Annotated in this window: 11 protein-coding genes and 1 pseudogene; 11 read left to right on the plus strand and 1 reads right to left on the minus strand. The window is 45.1% G+C overall.

Going from position 1 to position 16,396, the window contains the following annotated elements; translation table 11 throughout:
• Positions 1 to 75: 75 nt before the first annotated feature.
• From glgB to AB4114_RS07495, 5 genes are read left to right on the plus strand one after another with little or no spacing between them, the layout of a single operon-like run.
• Positions 76 to 1,980, plus strand: coding sequence for a 1,4-alpha-glucan branching protein GlgB (gene glgB, locus AB4114_RS07475; RefSeq protein ID WP_441987889.1), 1,905 nt, complete (start codon positions 76 to 78; stop codon positions 1,978 to 1,980).
• A gap of 7 nt (positions 1,981 to 1,987) precedes the next feature.
• Positions 1,988 to 3,169 carry a glucose-1-phosphate adenylyltransferase gene (locus AB4114_RS07480; protein WP_441987890.1) on the plus strand — a complete coding sequence of 394 codons (1,182 nt, stop codon included), beginning with the start codon at positions 1,988 to 1,990 and terminating at the stop codon, positions 3,167 to 3,169.
• A gap of 18 nt (positions 3,170 to 3,187) precedes the next feature.
• Entirely contained in the window at positions 3,188 to 4,318 is a 1,131-nt protein-coding gene (gene glgD, locus AB4114_RS07485; protein WP_441987891.1) for a glucose-1-phosphate adenylyltransferase subunit GlgD, read from the plus strand.
• A gap of 34 nt (positions 4,319 to 4,352) precedes the next feature.
• Positions 4,353 to 5,168 (plus strand): PPK2 family polyphosphate kinase, encoded by an 816-nt coding sequence (locus AB4114_RS07490; RefSeq protein WP_441987892.1) that lies wholly within the window; start codon positions 4,353 to 4,355, stop codon positions 5,166 to 5,168.
• Between the two features lie 29 nt (positions 5,169 to 5,197).
• Positions 5,198 to 5,728 (plus strand): DUF1003 domain-containing protein, encoded by a 531-nt coding sequence (locus AB4114_RS07495; protein ID WP_441987893.1) that lies wholly within the window; start codon positions 5,198 to 5,200, stop codon positions 5,726 to 5,728.
• Between the two features lie 76 nt (positions 5,729 to 5,804).
• Here the strand turns inward: AB4114_RS07495 and AB4114_RS07500 are convergent, their stop codons facing one another.
• Positions 5,805 to 6,695 (minus strand): AraC family transcriptional regulator, encoded by an 891-nt coding sequence (locus AB4114_RS07500; RefSeq protein ID WP_441987894.1) that lies wholly within the window; start codon positions 6,693 to 6,695, stop codon positions 5,805 to 5,807.
• 118 nt (positions 6,696 to 6,813) lie between these two features.
• Between AB4114_RS07500 and AB4114_RS07505 the strand changes: the two genes are divergently transcribed.
• From AB4114_RS07505 to AB4114_RS07530, 6 genes and pseudogenes are all read left to right on the plus strand, one after another.
• Positions 6,814 to 8,679, plus strand: a complete 1,866-nt coding sequence (locus tag AB4114_RS07505; RefSeq protein ID WP_441987895.1) for an ADP-ribosylglycohydrolase family protein — start codon at positions 6,814 to 6,816, stop codon at positions 8,677 to 8,679.
• A 279-nt stretch (positions 8,680 to 8,958) separates the two neighbouring features.
• Entirely contained in the window at positions 8,959 to 9,699 is a 741-nt protein-coding gene (locus tag AB4114_RS07510; protein WP_441987896.1) for a hypothetical protein, read from the plus strand.
• 28 nt (positions 9,700 to 9,727) lie between these two features.
• A complete protein-coding gene (locus AB4114_RS07515; RefSeq protein ID WP_441987897.1) occupies positions 9,728 to 13,426 on the plus strand; it encodes an S-layer homology domain-containing protein in 3,699 nt (1,232 codons plus the stop codon).
• Positions 13,427 to 13,628: 202 nt separating this feature from the next.
• The gene (locus AB4114_RS07520) at positions 13,629 to 14,639 is read left to right on the plus strand and encodes a zinc-dependent alcohol dehydrogenase (RefSeq protein ID WP_441987898.1); all 1,011 of its coding nucleotides are present in this window, start codon (positions 13,629 to 13,631) and stop codon (positions 14,637 to 14,639) included.
• Positions 14,636 to 15,348 (plus strand): annotated as a pseudogene (locus AB4114_RS07525) (Gfo/Idh/MocA family oxidoreductase). Before AB4114_RS07520 ends, AB4114_RS07525 begins: the two are co-directional and overlap by 4 nt.
• Positions 15,349 to 15,383: 35 nt before the next feature.
• Positions 15,384 to 16,262 (plus strand): helix-turn-helix domain-containing protein, encoded by an 879-nt coding sequence (locus AB4114_RS07530; protein WP_441987899.1) that lies wholly within the window; start codon positions 15,384 to 15,386, stop codon positions 16,260 to 16,262.
• Positions 16,263 to 16,396 lie beyond the last annotated feature (134 nt).

Here is a 16,396-nt window from a genome sequence, read left to right on the forward strand (position 1 = left end):
TATCAATTTGTTGTTTCAATCTATCCATATGTGTGTAATTAGCATTAAATTCAACAACGCAGGGGAGGAAAGAGCATGACAACGATCGCCTCGAAATCAAATACGGACGCATTCTATTTGCTGCATGAAGGCACACAGTATCAAAGCTATCAATTTCTTGGAGCACATTTAGAAGAACGCGAAGGCTGCAAAGGAGTCAACTTCGCTGTGTGGGCGCCGAATGCCAAGCAGGTGAACGTATCCGGCAGCTTTAACGGTTGGGATGGCAGCCATCATGCGATGACGATGCAGGAAGGCATTTGGACACTATTCATTCCCGAGCTTGATGAAGGCACTTTATATAAATATGAAATCGTTACGCAAGACGGAGATCATTATCTGAAGGCGGATCCCTATGCGTTTCAAACGGAGTTTCGACCGGAAACCGCTTCCATTATTGCTTCGCTTGAAAACTATGAATGGCAGGATGAAGACTGGTTGGCGAATATTACATCGAATCAACACTTGCAGCAGCCGCTTCTTATCTATGAAGTGCATTTGGGCAGTTGGAAGCGCAAGGAGGACGGTGGATTTTATAGTTATGTGGAATTAGCTGATGAACTCGTCGATTACGTTCATGAGCGAGGGTATACCCATATTGAGCTTATGCCGTTAGCCGAGCACCCGCTTGACTCCTCGTGGGGCTATCAGGTAACCGGTTACTATTCGGTGACAAGCCGTTATGGATCACCAAAAGATTTCATGTACTTCGTGGATCGTTGTCATCAGAAGGGAATCGGCGTAATTATGGACTGGGTCCCTGCTCATTTTTGCAAAGATGCGCATGGTTTATCCCGATTTGATGGCTCCCCGCTCTATGAGTATGCGGATAGTCGCAAAGGTGAGAATCCGACTTGGGGAACGTATATTTTCGATTATGGTAAGCCCGAAGTCGTTAGTTTTTTAATTTCGAATGCCCTCTTCTGGATGGATATGTATCATGTGGATGGATTAAGAGTCGATGCCGTCTATAGCTTGTTAACGTTGAATTTTAATCGGCCAGAAGAGGAATACATTAAGAACGAACAGGGGGGAGAGGAGAATCTGGAAGGGATTGCGTTTCTACAGAAATTAAATGCAGTCGTATTCTCCAGGTATCCTAATATGCTCATGATTGCAGAAGACTCGAGCGCTTATCCGGGAGTGACTACACCGGTTGAGTATGGCGGACTAGGGTTTAATTACAAATGGAATTTAGCCTTTACCTCGGATACGCTGGCATTTATGAAGAAAAATCAAAGCGAACGCAGCGGACAGGAAGATCGGTTAACGCGGTCATTGCTGGGGACAACGGATGAGAATTACATCTTGCCTTATTCTCATGACGAAATGAATTATCCGAGCAAATCCTTGCTAGGTAAAATGTCTGGGGAAGATAATTGGCAGCGTTTTGCTAATCTGCGTGTGCTTTATACGTATATGATGGGACATCCGGGTAAGAAACTGCTTTTTATGGGCACTGAATTCGGTCAAATGGACGATTGGAATGCAGAGGATTCCTTGGCATGGGGATTGTTGGACATTGAAGAGCATCAGCATTTTGCGGAATTTGTGAAACAGATGAATCATTTTTACATAGCAGAAAAAGCATTGTGGGAACTTGATTTCGAGTCGAACGGCTTTACCTCACTGGTTGCGGATGAGAAAGAGGATAGCCTGGTGACGCTCTTGCGAAAATCGAAGACGAACAATGAACAGCTTATTATCATAAGCAATTTCAAACCTGAAACGCATGAGGGATATCGCCTTGGGGTCATGGAGCCTGGGCACTATCAGGAGGTTTTTAATAGCGATAAGTTGGAATTTGGCGGATCAGGAGTAACCAATGACAACATGTTGGAAACCGAGGAATGGCTTTGTCAGGGTTATCCGCAAAGTATTTCTGTTAACATACCGCCACTTGCAGCGGTTATCCTCAAATATAAGCCTACGGAAGGATGAGATTAGCGTGAAGAAACAGGAATGCGTAGCGATGCTATTAGCTGGTGGTGAGGGTAGTAGACTTAGTCCGTTGACGAAAAATATCGCAAAGCCAGCTGTCCATTTTGGTGGAAAATATAGAATTATTGACTTTTCATTAAGCAATTGCCGCCATTCAGGTATTGACACGGTAGGCGTGTTGACACAGTACAAACCTGCTGTTCTGCATGCTCATATTGGAAATGGGGATGCGTGGGGGATGACAAAAGAGCGAGGTGGGATCTCTCTATTTGAAAGACAAGTAGGTGCGCCTAATGCTTACTCGGGAACAGCGGATGCCATCTATCAGAATTTGGCTTTCCTGCGGGAACAGAATCCTAGCTATGTCTTAATTATTTCCAGCGACCATATCTATAGCATGGATTACCGCGCGATGATCGAGCATCATAAGGCTTCTGGCGCGGATGTTACCATATCCGTTACCCCTGTGAAGTGGGAGGAAGCGAGTCGATTTGGCATTATGAGCACGGAAGAAGATCACCGGGTCACAGCTTTTGCAGAGAAACCGCTGAAGCCTATTAGTAATCTCGCTTCTATGGGCGTGTATTTGTTCAATTGGGATGTTCTTCGGTCATCTTTGGAAAAAGATGCGGAAGATCAATCTTCGAGCCATGATTTTGGACAAAATATCATTCCCGGACTGCTGGCTGAAGGCGCCCACTTATCGGCATATCCATTCGAAGGATATTGGAAAGATGTAGGTACGATTCAAAGCCTATGGGAATCCCATATGGATTTACTTGGATATACGCCTAAATTGCAATTGGAACAGGAAATGTGGCCTATACTGACCAAAACAAGGAATCTCTCGCAAACTCACGTTTCCTTAACAGCCAGAGTAAATAATGCGATAATCGGCGATGGTTCGACGATTTATGGAAATATCAGTCATTCCGTGGTATTCGATAATGTTCGTGTTGGAGGAAATAGCAGAGTACTCAATAGCGTCATCATGCCAGGTGTGCAAATTGGCAAAAACGCGCTCATTAGTAATGCGATTATCGGGGAAGGCGCAATCATTAAGGATGGAGCTGTTGTAGGTCAGCTAGACGGGGCAGAGATCACGACAATTGCGGAGAGAACAACGGTAAGACGCCAGTATCCAGCTGTTATTCCGGCCAAGCTGACCAATCAGGTGTATTTCGGATAATCCGAGGAGGCGTATAGGATGAAGGATGTTCTTGGGATGATCAATTTGATGAATGAACAAGATGACTTATCTACTCTTACACGTAATCGATGTGTAGGTGCCGTACCTTTTGCCGGACGTTATCGGATGGTCGACTTTGCGCTCTCCAATATGAGCAATTCGGGTATTCAGAAGGTTATGCTTTTGGCGAATGACAAAGCGGACTCCCTGCTTGAACATGTGGGTGACGGGCATCATTGGGGCTTAGATACGACCGCGGAAGGCGGCGTAACTGTGCTCTCTCCTAACCATCTCGCTAAGGATATGCGTGGAGATCTATTTCATCTATACAGCCATATTGATGTATTGAAAAATTGCAACGAAACGTATGTGCTGCTTGCTCCTAGCAGTGTGATTTACCATATGAATTTTGAAAATATGATCGATTACCATCTGGGCAACAACGCTGATATGACGATTCTCTATAAGCATTTAACCGAGATGGATCGCCATGCGCATATTGGTCATGCCTATAGCCTGGAAATGAACGAGCAGGGCAGAGTCGTCCGTGTTACGCCAACGTTCCATGCGTTACCAAGCTTAAAGCCGCAAAATATCGATTTGGATACGATGGTTATCAAACGGAGTCTGCTTATTGAGCTGATTGAGCAAAGCATGATGCTTGGCAGTGAGAGGTACCTGAAAGAAGTCATTTGGAGCCACTTAGCTGATATTCATGTTCAAGGCTATGCCAATCATGGATATGTGGCTATTATGGATTCGATCGATAGCTACTATGCCCATAGTATGCACCTGTTGCAACCGCATGGATGGCATGAATTTATGATTAACCATGAATCTGTCTATACTAGGCATGAAGAAGAACTGGCAACGGCCTATCATGACCAAGCGTTGATTCGTAACTCGTTTATCGCTCATGGTTGCAGCATTGAAGGCTATGTGGAAAATAGCATTTTGTTTCCAGGTGTGAAGGTAAATCGAGGCGTTAGCATCAAAAATAGTATCGTGATGCATCAATGCGCGATCGAAGCGAATGCTTATTTGGATCATGTAATTTTGGACAAACAAGTGGTGGTGGAACAAGGAGCTATCTTGCGCGGCGAGTTCGCCCACCCCATTGTGGCGGAAAAAATGGTTGAAATCAGCTAATGAGCCAATGACAACAAGGTAGAGGAGGTCAAGTATGCCTAACAGCCATTTCCGATGGGAACCCGGTAAAAAAGTGCAATTATCGAACTTAGATCCCAACGATACGAATGCTCATCATGATAGAGAAGAAATAGAGCCCAATATGACACGTTTGAAGGACCGCTTGCAAGAGCTTCAAAATATGCTTTATGCAGAAAAGCAACAGTCTGTTCTGTTCGTCATTCAAGGCATGGATTGCAGTGGTAAAGATGGTGTCGTGAAGCAGGCACTCGGGTGCTTGCATCCGCAAGGGTTCCAAGTAACGAGTTTCCGAACGCCAACCGAAGAAGAGGCATCCCATGATTTTTTGTGGCGTGCACATAAAGCGACGCCTGCCAAGGGCATGATTGGAGCTTTCGTAAGATCCTACTATGAAGATGTACTGATCACGCGTATACATCGATTAATTGATGATTCGGAAGCCAAACAGCGGTTCAAGTACATCAAACATTTTGAGAAACTGCTGGAGAGCAATGGTGTGAAAATCGTAAAGATTTTCTTGCATATCTCGCAAGATTTTCAGCTAGCCAAGCTTAGAAATCGACTCAAGGATCCAACAAAGCGTTGGAAATTCGATAAGAACGACCTGGTTGAACGTGAATCATGGGACGAATATCAAGCGGCTTATGAGGATGTGATCAAACGGTGCAGTTCGGAGTCAGCACCTTGGTATATTGTCCCTGCCAACCATCGCTGGTATCGGGATTGGGCAGTTCTACAAATTGCCGTGTCAGCGTTAGAAAGCATGGATTTAACGTATCCGGAATCAGACAAGGACTTTGATGATAAGCTGCTTGCCACATTGGAGTAAGATTGGCAGAAGGAAGAAGGGACAAGAAAATGGGGAAAGAGATGGAAGGGGCTCAAGTCGAAGGTGATTTCACACCTGAGAAGTTGTTTCATGAATTAGATAATGATCCTAACTTTAAACTGGACAATGACCAATTAGAACGCATTGCCGCTATAGTAAATGCGTATAAAGGGAACATTAAGTCCCATTTAATTGAGCAGCAGGAGAAGAAGACTTCTTGGGCTGATCGGCTTGCTGATGACATTGCAACGTTCGGGGGAAGTTGGGCGTTTATTCTGCTTTTCAGCTTGTTCTTAGTCATTTGGATGACGATTAATTGCTTGAGCTTTGCCTTCGATAAACCCCCGTTCATCCTGCTTAATCTTATTCTCTCTTGTATTTCAGCCTTCCAAGCTCCAGTCATTCTCATGAGTCAGAATCGACAAGCTTCCAAAGATAAGCAGGAGGCGATCCTTGACTTCGCCATTAATTATCGTGCAGAGCAGGAAAATATGGAGCTCAAGGTCATGCTGGAAAGGTTGGATCAAAGGCTTGAAAGAATCGAGCAACAAGGGCGGTAAGTAGTGTCTTTAAAATAAGGAGCTATCTAGTAGTTGAATTTCTACTAGATAGCTCCTTATTTCTGTTGCACAACGTCTACCCCATCGGCTCTTTATTCCGATAATGCAGAGGAGCGACACCTTCGATCTTTTTGAACATACGGCTGAAGTAAAAAGGATCCGGATATCCCACTTCACTGGCAATTTCCTGAACACTTTTATCTGTAGTGCGCAGCAGATGTTTGGCGCGTTGGGTTTTGAGCTGGTGGATATAATTGTGGATGTTCGTTCCGGCATACTTTTTGAACACCTGACAGAGATATTCATATTTGCGATCCATTAATCGTTCTAATGTCTCTTTGGAAATGTCCGAATCGTAAAAATTATTCAAGTAATTGACTAGATTGCGAAAAGTAAGGTAGGAAGCGGAGAAAGCGGTGTCCAATTGGCTTTGCTTTAAAAAATCATTGGCCATAAGACGAAGGATTTCACCAAGTAATAAGGTGGCATGAAAACGAAAATAGCCCGTCGGTTGTTTCATTGTCTCGACTAGCTCTTCAAACAAGCCGAGCAATTTAAAACGTTGCAAAGAACGAAACTGACGTGGGATAACAAGCAAATCTTCATGAAGGTTTTCCGTGGTTCTAAGCTCGGTTCGTTCGGCATGGACAATATTAAGCTCTGCGGCTCGATCCAGCACGAATTCATTAAGGGTAGGATTGCAGGAAAATTGCACCCAAAAAAATTGACCTTGTCGTTCTTGGGAATTCCAACCAGTGTGTGTTTCCCAAGGCTTCAAAAGAAGCGACTCCCCAGCATGTAAGGTCATACGTTCATCAGCAGTCTGCAAATGCACCGTTCCGTCAGCAATGACGATAAGCTCATAATAGGGATTATGATGCTGACCGAAGAAATGGGGGGTATTTGCATCGAAAAGATCCGCCCATTTGACATCCAATGTGGATAATCGCGAAAGAGAGTAGTGCATGGCATGACATCCCCCGATGTTTTTTCTTTTTAGAACAAAACTATGTACATGGCACTATAATGGAACCGCTTTTATACTAAATTCAATGTCCATTATATCAAACAACGGAGGTTTTCACATGTCTATCAGCATTTTAAATGAACAAGATTACTATCGTATCGTATTTGGGGGATGGCTGGGGAAAAATATCGGAGGAACGCTGGGTGCACCGGTCGAGGGCAAGAAGGAGCTGCTTGAATTGAGCTTTTATCCGGAACTGCCGGACGGTCCACTAGAGAACGATGATTTGGACCTGCAATTGGTGTGGCTGCACGCTTTGGAGCAGTATGGTCCGGGATTGACCGCAACTGAACTTGGACAGGAATGGTTAGAGCATGTCTTTTTCCCATTTGATGAATATGGCTATGCATTGACGAATTTAAGAAGAGGTTTACTTCCACCGGTTGCGGGTTGGTTCAACAATCCATTCAATGACTGTATGGGCTCACCTATTCGTTCCGAAATATGGGCAATGGCTGCTCCAGGAGCCCCGGAAATTGCAGCTCACTATGCGTATCAGGATGCGATTGTAGATCATGCTGGCGGCGAAGGTGTCTATGGTGAAATGTTTTTGGCTGCGTTGGAAAGCGCCATTTTCTTCGAGAAAGACAGGGATCGGTTGATTGCGATTGGAATGAAGTATATCCCAGAGGATAGTCGCACCTCCAAGGCCTTGAAAGATCTGCTTCGGTGGCATCAGGAAGGGAAGAGCTGGATTGAAACGCGTTTGCTCATTCTCGAGCACCATGGCAGTGACAATTTTACCGATGCCCCTCAAAATATTGCCTTTACCATCCTTGGATGGTTGTATGGGGAAGATTTTGAAGACGCCATCTTGAAAGCCGTCAATTGTGGTTACGATACAGATTGTACCGCAGCAACGCTGGGTGCGATATTGGGAATGCTACTAGGACCGGAAGGCTTGCCTGCCAAATGGGTAAAGCCGGTAGGTGACCGTATCGTCGTCAGTCCCCCAATTAAAGGATTCCCAGCGCCTCGAAATTTGGATGAGTTAACGCGCCGTACAATCCGAATGGGCAAACAGATTCTCGCGGCATGGGATACCGAGATTTGGGTGCATCCAGAGCTCCCTACTTCGTGGAACAAATCATTGGTTGAGGGAGAAGCAGAAGAAGCAATAAGGGCGCTCTGGGAAAGTAAAATAACGTCCAATTGTTACTTGCTGCCGCATGGAACAAAAAGAAACCCGGATGCAGAATTAATCATCGATTTCGGAGCGGATGGCCCAGCTATCGGTCCGGGTCAAAGCAAGGTACTGCAGTTTACGCTGACGAATCACTCAATGACCCGAATCGATGGACATATAGCAGTAGAGCTGCCTTCAGGTTGGCATGGACCAACAACGGTTGAGATTAGCCTGCAACCAGATGAATCCTTCCAGTGGGATACGGAAATCATGGCTGGGCCAATTGCAGCTGCAAGTCATGAGCTAACGTTTAGTTGGACACGAATACATGACCGTGCGATATGGTCGATTCAAAAAGTACCGTTTGCCATGGTCAACTCCTCCAGATGGATCGTCAGGGGTCCAGAAGATGGCGAAGGAGAAGTGATCTATTTCCCGGGGAATAGCGTACATTGGAAGAAAGTTGAAGTAGGTGGCGTGTATAAGGCGGAAACAAAGCTTACTAATCCGATTGAACGCAAACTGAGACTTATTGCAGCAGCGAATAGTCCTGTAACGCTGAAGCTGAATGGTCAGACGGTGATTTCATGCAAAGAAACGTTGGAGTTCATGCCAGCGTATCACCGTGCCCCTGAACAACAGTATGTGGAGTTGACTCTAGCGGCTGGAAGTCATCTCGTGGAAGTTGAGGCCATTAGCGATGGCTCACCGCTTGAGGTGTATATCATGCCGGTGGCACTTCTCGATACAACATCACCGGGGCCTCACTATTATTATACGGATATATTATTGGGATAAACGATGTGAATTTGTCAAAGTAGCAGTGACTAAAGAGATTGCCAATCACCTAGCCAGGAAGGCCGGGATGAGTGGCAATCTTTTTATTACTTTAAATGAGCTTTAGATTCGTTCGTTATTTACATTAGCGTTGTAGCTGAGCGTCATTATCAATAAATATCTGCCCTTGAAATGGAGATTACCGCATTATAACCAATGGCCCCAGTTGTTATAATGAAAAAGTGGAAGCGCTGACATCCTTGCAAAAGTCAGCGAAGCTATTCAGGGGGGAATGAACAGATGATAACAATGAATCGATTTTTCAGTATGATCATGGCGGTTGTTTTTACGGCAGGGTTTCTTTGTAACCCTCTAACAACAAGCGTGGAGGCAGCAGTGACTCCAGAAATTAATGCAGCAGCGTCGAAAGCAGTCATATATCCCTATAATCAACCAGCGAAGTATGCGGCTTCCGTTAACTACACGCTGAAGGCGAACGGAGTGGATATTCCCGTAGTCAAATCTTTTGACGATTATGATTATGCGAACTTTTCCATGTCCAATGGACCGGTTACCTTCGAGGTTACGATACTAAATACGGACAAGGTTCACGATTACGCAATTAGTCCTAAGAAACTGGGAATTCAGCCGGACAGCGTTGTGGGTCGAACCTTGACGTTCACCACGCAGAAAGATGAATATTTGATTGTTACGATGAACAGCAGGAAGACGCGCCTCGTCATTGCGGCTGATCCGGCAGAAACCGATGTGCCTGCATCTTCAGGGACAGGAATTTTCAATGTAGGACAAGCCCCTTATCTTGTTAATTCAACCGGGGATCAAACGGGCGTGGCAGCTAGGACAGCAGCTATTCAGCAAGCCATTGACGATGCTAGCAGCTACGGTACACTTGCAGGGAATGGCGTTCAAGGAATCGTGTACATTCCTGCGGGACAGTACTATATTGGCAATCTCGTGCTGAAAAGCAATACAGCGCTGTATATGCAGCCTGGGGCTGCTTTTATAGGGAAAGACAGCTGATTACAAGGAACATTGGTACAAGGATTCTATGGGCAGGCCGGCAACCTGGTGGATTTCCACCGCATTTGATTCGACGAACATCAAGATGTATGGACGTGGAACGATAGATGGGAATGGCGCTGCGCTATATGCCGATAAATCAACCAATGCCAAAGGTATGATTAACAATCTGGTTGTGCCCATCGCGACATCCAATTTCATTATGGATGGGATCATCATCCGTGAATCCGCGTCTTGGGCGGTTACGCCAGTTCGATCACATGATCTTAGTTTTACGAATGTGAAGTTTTTTAACAGTTTGGGCATGGGTGAAAATGACGGGATTGATGTGTGCGAGTCGCAAAATGTCGTAGTGAGAAATGCGATCGGGATTGCGCTGGACGATCCCTTCTCGACGAAAGCTTGGAAAGAAACGACGGATATTGCCTCAGGCAAAGTACCTTGGCCCGGCAGTCCACAGCCTGTAAGTAATGTGCTCTTTGAGGATGCCATCACTTGGACATTGTGCTACGGCTTCAAAATTGGCCAAGGGGTCATGCAGGATCAGAATAATATAGTCTTTCGAGATGGCGTCGTGTATAAGGCGGCTGTCGGGTTTGCCATTCATCACAAATATGGCACTGGTGCTGTGAGCAATGTCACCTTCGAGAATATAGATGTCGAGGATATTAGCGGCTTCAACGAAGATAACAGTGCGTGGATGACGCTTTTTACGGTAAATGGCAGCAATTCGGGTGTAGGTCCGATTTCAGGAATTACAGTTAAAAATATTACTGTGCGTGATGCTGGCGAGGGTGTTGCCAAAATAAAAGGGCTGCCCGATGCGCCCATAAGCGGAATCACATTTGAAAATGTCTATATGCCGGGAAAAGCCCAACCTGCGACAAGCTTATATGAAATGAATTTCGCGAATAAGGACAATTACAGCGATATCACCATTAAACCGGTGCAGAATCCGGAACCACGGCCGCAGACGAATTTGGCCTTGAATCAGCCAGCGGTGGCTTCCTCTAATGACAGTACAGTTGATACGGCGCCTTGGGCTTTTGACGGAGATATGTCGACCCGGTTCGGTTCCAAAAGAGCCGTTGATCCAGGCTGGATTTATGTTGATTTGGGAACTATTAAATCCATTAATGAAGTGCGGCTTTACTGGGAGGCTGCGTATGCAAAAAGCTATCAAATTCAGGTATCGAATGATCTGCAAACCTGGAGTAACGTGTATAGCACAACCACTGGCAAAGGTTTGATGGAGAAAATTACTTTTAATCAGACCGATGCTCGATATGTAAGGATGTACGGTACAGTAAGGGCTACACAGTATGGATATTCGATCTGGGAGTTTGAAGTCTATGGTCCCGAAGTTTTTCCGGAAACCATCTCTTTGAACAAAACAGCATTTGCTTTGCTTCCAGGCGAAACGGAGTCCTTGACGGCAACGGTGCTGCCAGCAAATACAACGAACAATAAAGTAATATGGTCGTCGAGCAACAAGAATGTAGCTGCGGTAGACAGCAACGGACTTGTTACTGCGACGGGATTGGGAACCACTTCCATCACAGCAAAAACCGCGAACGGTGAATTCAAGGCAGTGGCAACGGTTACGGTAGCTGAACTGAATAAACCTCAATTGCTATCTGCCCTAGCAGGAGATGGTTACGTGAATCTGAGCTGGAGCAACGTAGACAGGGCCACGAATTACCGTATCTATGCTAGCGAAACAGCGGGTTCATATGGTTCCCCGCTAGCAACGGTTAGCAATGAAGTTTACAATTACAAGGCTGAAGGGCTGAATAATGGCGATACCTATTACTTCGTCATTAAGGCAGTTCGTGGTGAAAGAGAGAGCGGCGTTTCCAATGAACTGTTAGCAGTGCCGCAAATAGCAACGCCGGGAGTACATCAAGTAACGTCCGCGTTGCCGGGCGATGCCCAAGTGCGTCTCACTTGGGAACCAATGGATTCAGCCACGAATTATCATATTTATGTCAGTGATCATACAGGTTTATATGAAGATGAACTTGCAACTGTGAGCGGCTCTGTTTATGCGTATGATGTTATGAATTTAACGAATGGAACGCCGTACTACTTTGTTCTAAAGGCCAGCAATCTAGGAGGATTAAGTGGAGCATCCCAGGAAGTTAGTGCAACATCACAAATATCCCCGCCTGGAGTACCAACCGTTAAAGCCCCAGTTGTTAGCAATAGACAAGTAAGTCTCAGCTGGGACCCGATGGATCATGTGACGAATTATCAGATTTATGTCAGCACGAATTCAGGTGAATATGGAAGCGAACTTGCAACCGTCAGCGGCTCTGTTTATACGTATGATGTCGTGAATTTGATCAATGGTACGAAGTACTATTTTACCGTTAAAGCTGTAAATCCGGGTGGAGTCAGCGAAGCATCGCAAGAAGTAAGTGCGGTTCCGTATACGGAAGAACAGTCAAATAGTGGGGATGGCGATCAATCTAGTACACCATCGGGACAAGCTCCTGTTTCCTCACCAATAGGTGAGTTGGGCTCCACAGTCAAGGATGAACGAGGAGGCAAATCCACAACCACCTATACCGTGGATGCTCAAAAGTTGGAGAAGCGTTTATCCACAGGTGGAGAGGGTAGTCATATTATTTTGTCGACTTCGGGTTCAACGGACGGGTTCATAGGTAAACTGACCGGACAAATGATTAAAAGCATGGAGCAAAAGAATGCTGTGCTAGAATTACAAACCGATGCAGCTAGGTATACTTTACCAGCAAAGCAAATTCAAGTTGAAAGTTTACAGAGTCAGTTTGGCGAAAATGTAGAGTTTCAAGATATTACAATCCAGATTGAAATTGTGAAACCAAATGAGGATATGGTGCAGCTTGTAAAGAATACCATTTCCACTAACGAGCTGGAACTGAAATCTTCGCCAGTTGACTTCAAAGTGACTGCAAGCTTTAAGGACCAAACTATAGCGATTTCTCAGTTCAGCAATTATGTAGAAAGAATGCTGTCTATCGAAGATCAAGCCGATGTGGGGCAAATCACGACAGCAGTCGTGATCGACCAAGACGGAACCTTACGGCACGTACCGACCAAGATAGTTAAAGTAGACGGGAAATATTGGGCCCAAATAAATAGTTTGACGAATAGCGTCTACTTTCTGGTCTCACACCGCATCGAGTTTGGAGACGTTCAAAATCACTGGGCGAAAAAAGAAGTGAATAATTTGGCAGCCAGAATGGTTATTCAAGGGCAAGACGATAATCACTTTAACCCGGATCATAACATTACACGAGCGGAGTTTATTGCTATTATCGTTAGGGCGTTAGGACTAAAGCCGCAAAATGGAAGTAGCTTATTCGTTGATGTTGCTCCTTCTGCGTGGTACCATGATGCGATTCAAACTGCCTCTGCCTACCAACTTATTGGGGGTTATGAGGATGGCACTTTCCGGCCGACGAATACCATCGACAGGGAACAGGCAATGATGATCATGGCTAATGCCATGAAATTAACAAACATGAAGGAGAACTTGTCGGACGCAGCACTTCTTACCAAGTATCAGGATGCCGATCAGGTATCGGAATGGGCGCAAAGAAGCATAGCCCTTTGTTTACAGGGAGGCATAGTTGCTGGCCGAACGGACAGCACGCTAGCACCGAAAGGGCAATTGACACGAGCAGAAGTTGCTGTCATGTCGCAACGTCTTCTGCAGCAGGCCGGGTTGATCAATCCGTAAGAGGAAAGACGTTTTCATCGAAATTGATGCTCTTTCGCATTTATGACCACTAAGACGGAAGAACAATAGCAACAACAAGAACACGGAACCCGATTTAGGGTTTCGTGTTTTTTGATAAAAAATCATTTTTTACGTCAAAGACGCTCCATGTAAAAACATTTATATTGAAAATGAGTTCAATAAAAAGGAGTGGATCAATGCGATGATCAACAAAAAAGTAGTATTTCTCAGTCCGTGGCAGGTAGAAACGGTGGATGAGAACATCTCCGGGCAAATTGGCGTAGAGGAAGTGCTGGTTAAGAAGCTGTATACCTTAATCAGTCCAGGAACTGAACTGGCCATGTTGTCGGGGAACGAAGCTTGGTTCCAGATGCCTGGTATTCCAGGTTATGCAGCTGTAAGCGAGATTGTGGAAGTGGGGGCAGGCGTAACGGGGTTTACATCCGGCGATATTGTTTTTCATTATGGCACCCATTCCAAGTATGAGGTCGTTTCAATAAGGGGGACTTTCCTTAAAGTTCCGGAGAACTTGGATTTGAAATGGGTACCTTTTACTCGCATGGCAACCGTCGCAACGACGGCGATTCGTGTGTCGACTATTGAATTTGGGGATTATGTTAGTGTAACGGGGCTTGGACTAATTGGGAATATGGCCGCACAGTTGGCGCAGGCGCAAGGTGCTACTGTGATTGGTATCGATTTATCTGTGGAACGACTTCGAATCGCAGAACAATGTGGTGTGATCTATGGAGTGAATGGTGGACAAGACAACGTGAAGGAGCAGATTGCCGAAATTACCCATGGAAAAGGGGTTTCTACGCATATTGAAGCAACGGGCGTCCCGCAAGTTGCAATCCAGAGTCTCCCCTACATCGCCAAATTAGGCGAAATTATTTTCTTAGGAAGTCCTCGCGGTGAATATAACACGGACGTAACAGATGTCCTGAATTACTGCCATTTGTATGGCAGGGGCTGCATTACGTTCAAGGGTGCGCACGAATGGCGTTATCCGATTGAGGCTACCGAGTTTGTCAAACATTCGTTGGTCAGAAACTCGAGCGTCATATTCGAGATGATGAAGCAGAAACGATTGCAGATTGAACCTCTAATCAGCCATGTGCTGAAGCCGGAAGAAGCCAAGCAAGCGTATGAGGGTCTGCGATTGCATAAGGATCAATACAGTGGTGTATTATTTGACTGGAGCGAGACATGAGTCTTCCAAGAAAAGTTCGCGTCGGCATGATCGGTTACAAGTTTATGGGCAAAGCGCATAGCCATGCGTATCGGGATCTCCCTTTCTATTTTGATACAGAAATCGAACCTGTCCTGCAAACGATCGTTGGTCGTGATGAAGTCAATGTTAAACGAGCGGCTGAAAAATTGGGATGGCTATCCTATGAAACTGATTGGCGTCGTCTGATAGAGAGGGATGATATTGATGTTATTGATATCGGTACTCCAAATCATTTGCATGCGGAAATCGCCATAGCTGCGGCTCAAGCGGGGAAGCATATCATCTGTGAGATGGAGCCTTTGGTGTATTCGAAGCATCACGATTTGGAATGGGAAACCGCAACGGGAATCGCTTCGAAATCAATGGCTCCAAAGGTTCTTTACGTTGGGATATGGAAAATATGAATACGCTTCAGTTATACTTGGACAATGATGTATTCGGCATGCAAGGCTTTAGAACGATTCATTGTACGGAAAGCGTACACCCGTATGCCGGGGCTTATTGGCCTGCTGGCCATTGGATTGGCTATGAACATACGTTTATTAATCTGATGCATGCGTTTATGCAAGGAATTTCAACAAATGTGAATCCGTCTCCAAGTTTCGAGGATGGGTATCGGAATCAAGTGGTGCTGGATGCGATTGCCAAGTCGGCGTCAAAGGGAGCACGGATTAAAGTTACCTATTGAGGGCAACCTTCAATCATTCCGCAGGAGGGAAGAACATGGAGTCTTGGATGAACAGCATGACACCTTTCGTTAGAGTGGTCAAAATTCATAAATCCTTCTCTTTGGCGGGTGAATGGATGGATTATGACCATGTGTTTACCTATATCGAGCAAGGTGAAGCGGAGTTTTTTTTGGACGGAGTCAAGTATCAGGTGAAGGAAGGGGATATTCTCCTTATGCCTCCCTTTATGGCGCATATTATTCGCTCTACGTCAGAGGTGCCTTTGATCCAATATATTGTTCATTTTGACTTGTATTATGATGAAAAACGAAGTGCTTGGGAGGACCAAGCAATTACGGAAGAGCGAAAAGCGATTACAGAGAAAGAGATGCAGTTCGCATCGAGAAACCCCATTTCCCGCCTACAGTTACCGGACCAGATTGAGTTAAAGAAAAGATTCCTGATTATGCAGAAGGAGTTTCTGGATAGGAGATCGGGTTTTTCGTTGATCCTTAAGGGGATTTGTTTGGAATTGCTAGTCCTTTTTATGAAGGGACAAGTGGGCCATAACGATCGAGAAGGGAAGATGACGAAGGGGTGGATGTTTATTGAAAACACCATCACATTCATTAATGAAAGATATTGGGATCCTGAACTGGTTAATCATACGATAAGTAAACATGTCGGAATATCGACCAATCATTTGTCGTTTTTATTTAAAGATCAACTTGGCATTACGATTCATAAATATTTGACACATATTCGAATCGAGCAATCGAAAATAAGAATGATCGAGGGGACTCATACGATAACCGCTATTGCTGAGCTTGTGGGCTTTTCAAGCATTTATTTATTCAGTCGATCTTTCAAGGCGACGGTCGGAGTTATGCCCAGTCAGTTTATGGCGATGAATTCTAATATTGGCAAGCGTTGAAATAGTCCGTCCTTTTGTCGTAGATATCTTACTTCTGTCCTGTTGTGGACACACCCATCCATTTCTTAGAATAAGATCATACCCATGAGAGCTGAGGTGACTGAGGTCTTATTGCTGGTGTGATCATAATCTAT

The organism is Paenibacillus sp. 2RAB27 (assembly GCF_052115445.1).
Lineage (GTDB): Bacteria > Bacillota > Bacilli > Paenibacillales > NBRC-103111 > Paenibacillus_E.

Bases quoted from the DNA above. Each gene is read 5' to 3' on its own strand.
- glgB (WP_441987889.1), top strand. From the start codon at position 76: ATGACAACGATCGCCTCGAAATCAAATACGGACGCATTCTATTTGCTG.
- glgD (WP_441987891.1), top strand. From the start codon at position 3,188: ATGAAGGATGTTCTTGGGATGATCAATTTGATGAATGAACAAGATGAC.
- AB4114_RS07490 (WP_441987892.1), top strand. From the start codon at position 4,353: ATGCCTAACAGCCATTTCCGATGGGAACCCGGTAAAAAAGTGCAATTA.
- AB4114_RS07495 (WP_441987893.1), top strand. From the start codon at position 5,198: ATGGGGAAAGAGATGGAAGGGGCTCAAGTCGAAGGTGATTTCACACCT.
- AB4114_RS07500 (WP_441987894.1), bottom strand. From the start codon at position 6,695: ATGCACTACTCTCTTTCGCGATTATCCACATTGGATGTCAAATGGGCG.
- AB4114_RS07505 (WP_441987895.1), top strand. From the start codon at position 6,814: ATGTCTATCAGCATTTTAAATGAACAAGATTACTATCGTATCGTATTT.
- AB4114_RS07510 (WP_441987896.1), top strand. From the start codon at position 8,959: ATGATAACAATGAATCGATTTTTCAGTATGATCATGGCGGTTGTTTTT.
- AB4114_RS07515 (WP_441987897.1), top strand. From the start codon at position 9,728: ATGGGCAGGCCGGCAACCTGGTGGATTTCCACCGCATTTGATTCGACG.
- AB4114_RS07520 (WP_441987898.1), top strand. From the start codon at position 13,629: ATGATCAACAAAAAAGTAGTATTTCTCAGTCCGTGGCAGGTAGAAACG.
- AB4114_RS07530 (WP_441987899.1), top strand. From the start codon at position 15,384: ATGGAGTCTTGGATGAACAGCATGACACCTTTCGTTAGAGTGGTCAAA.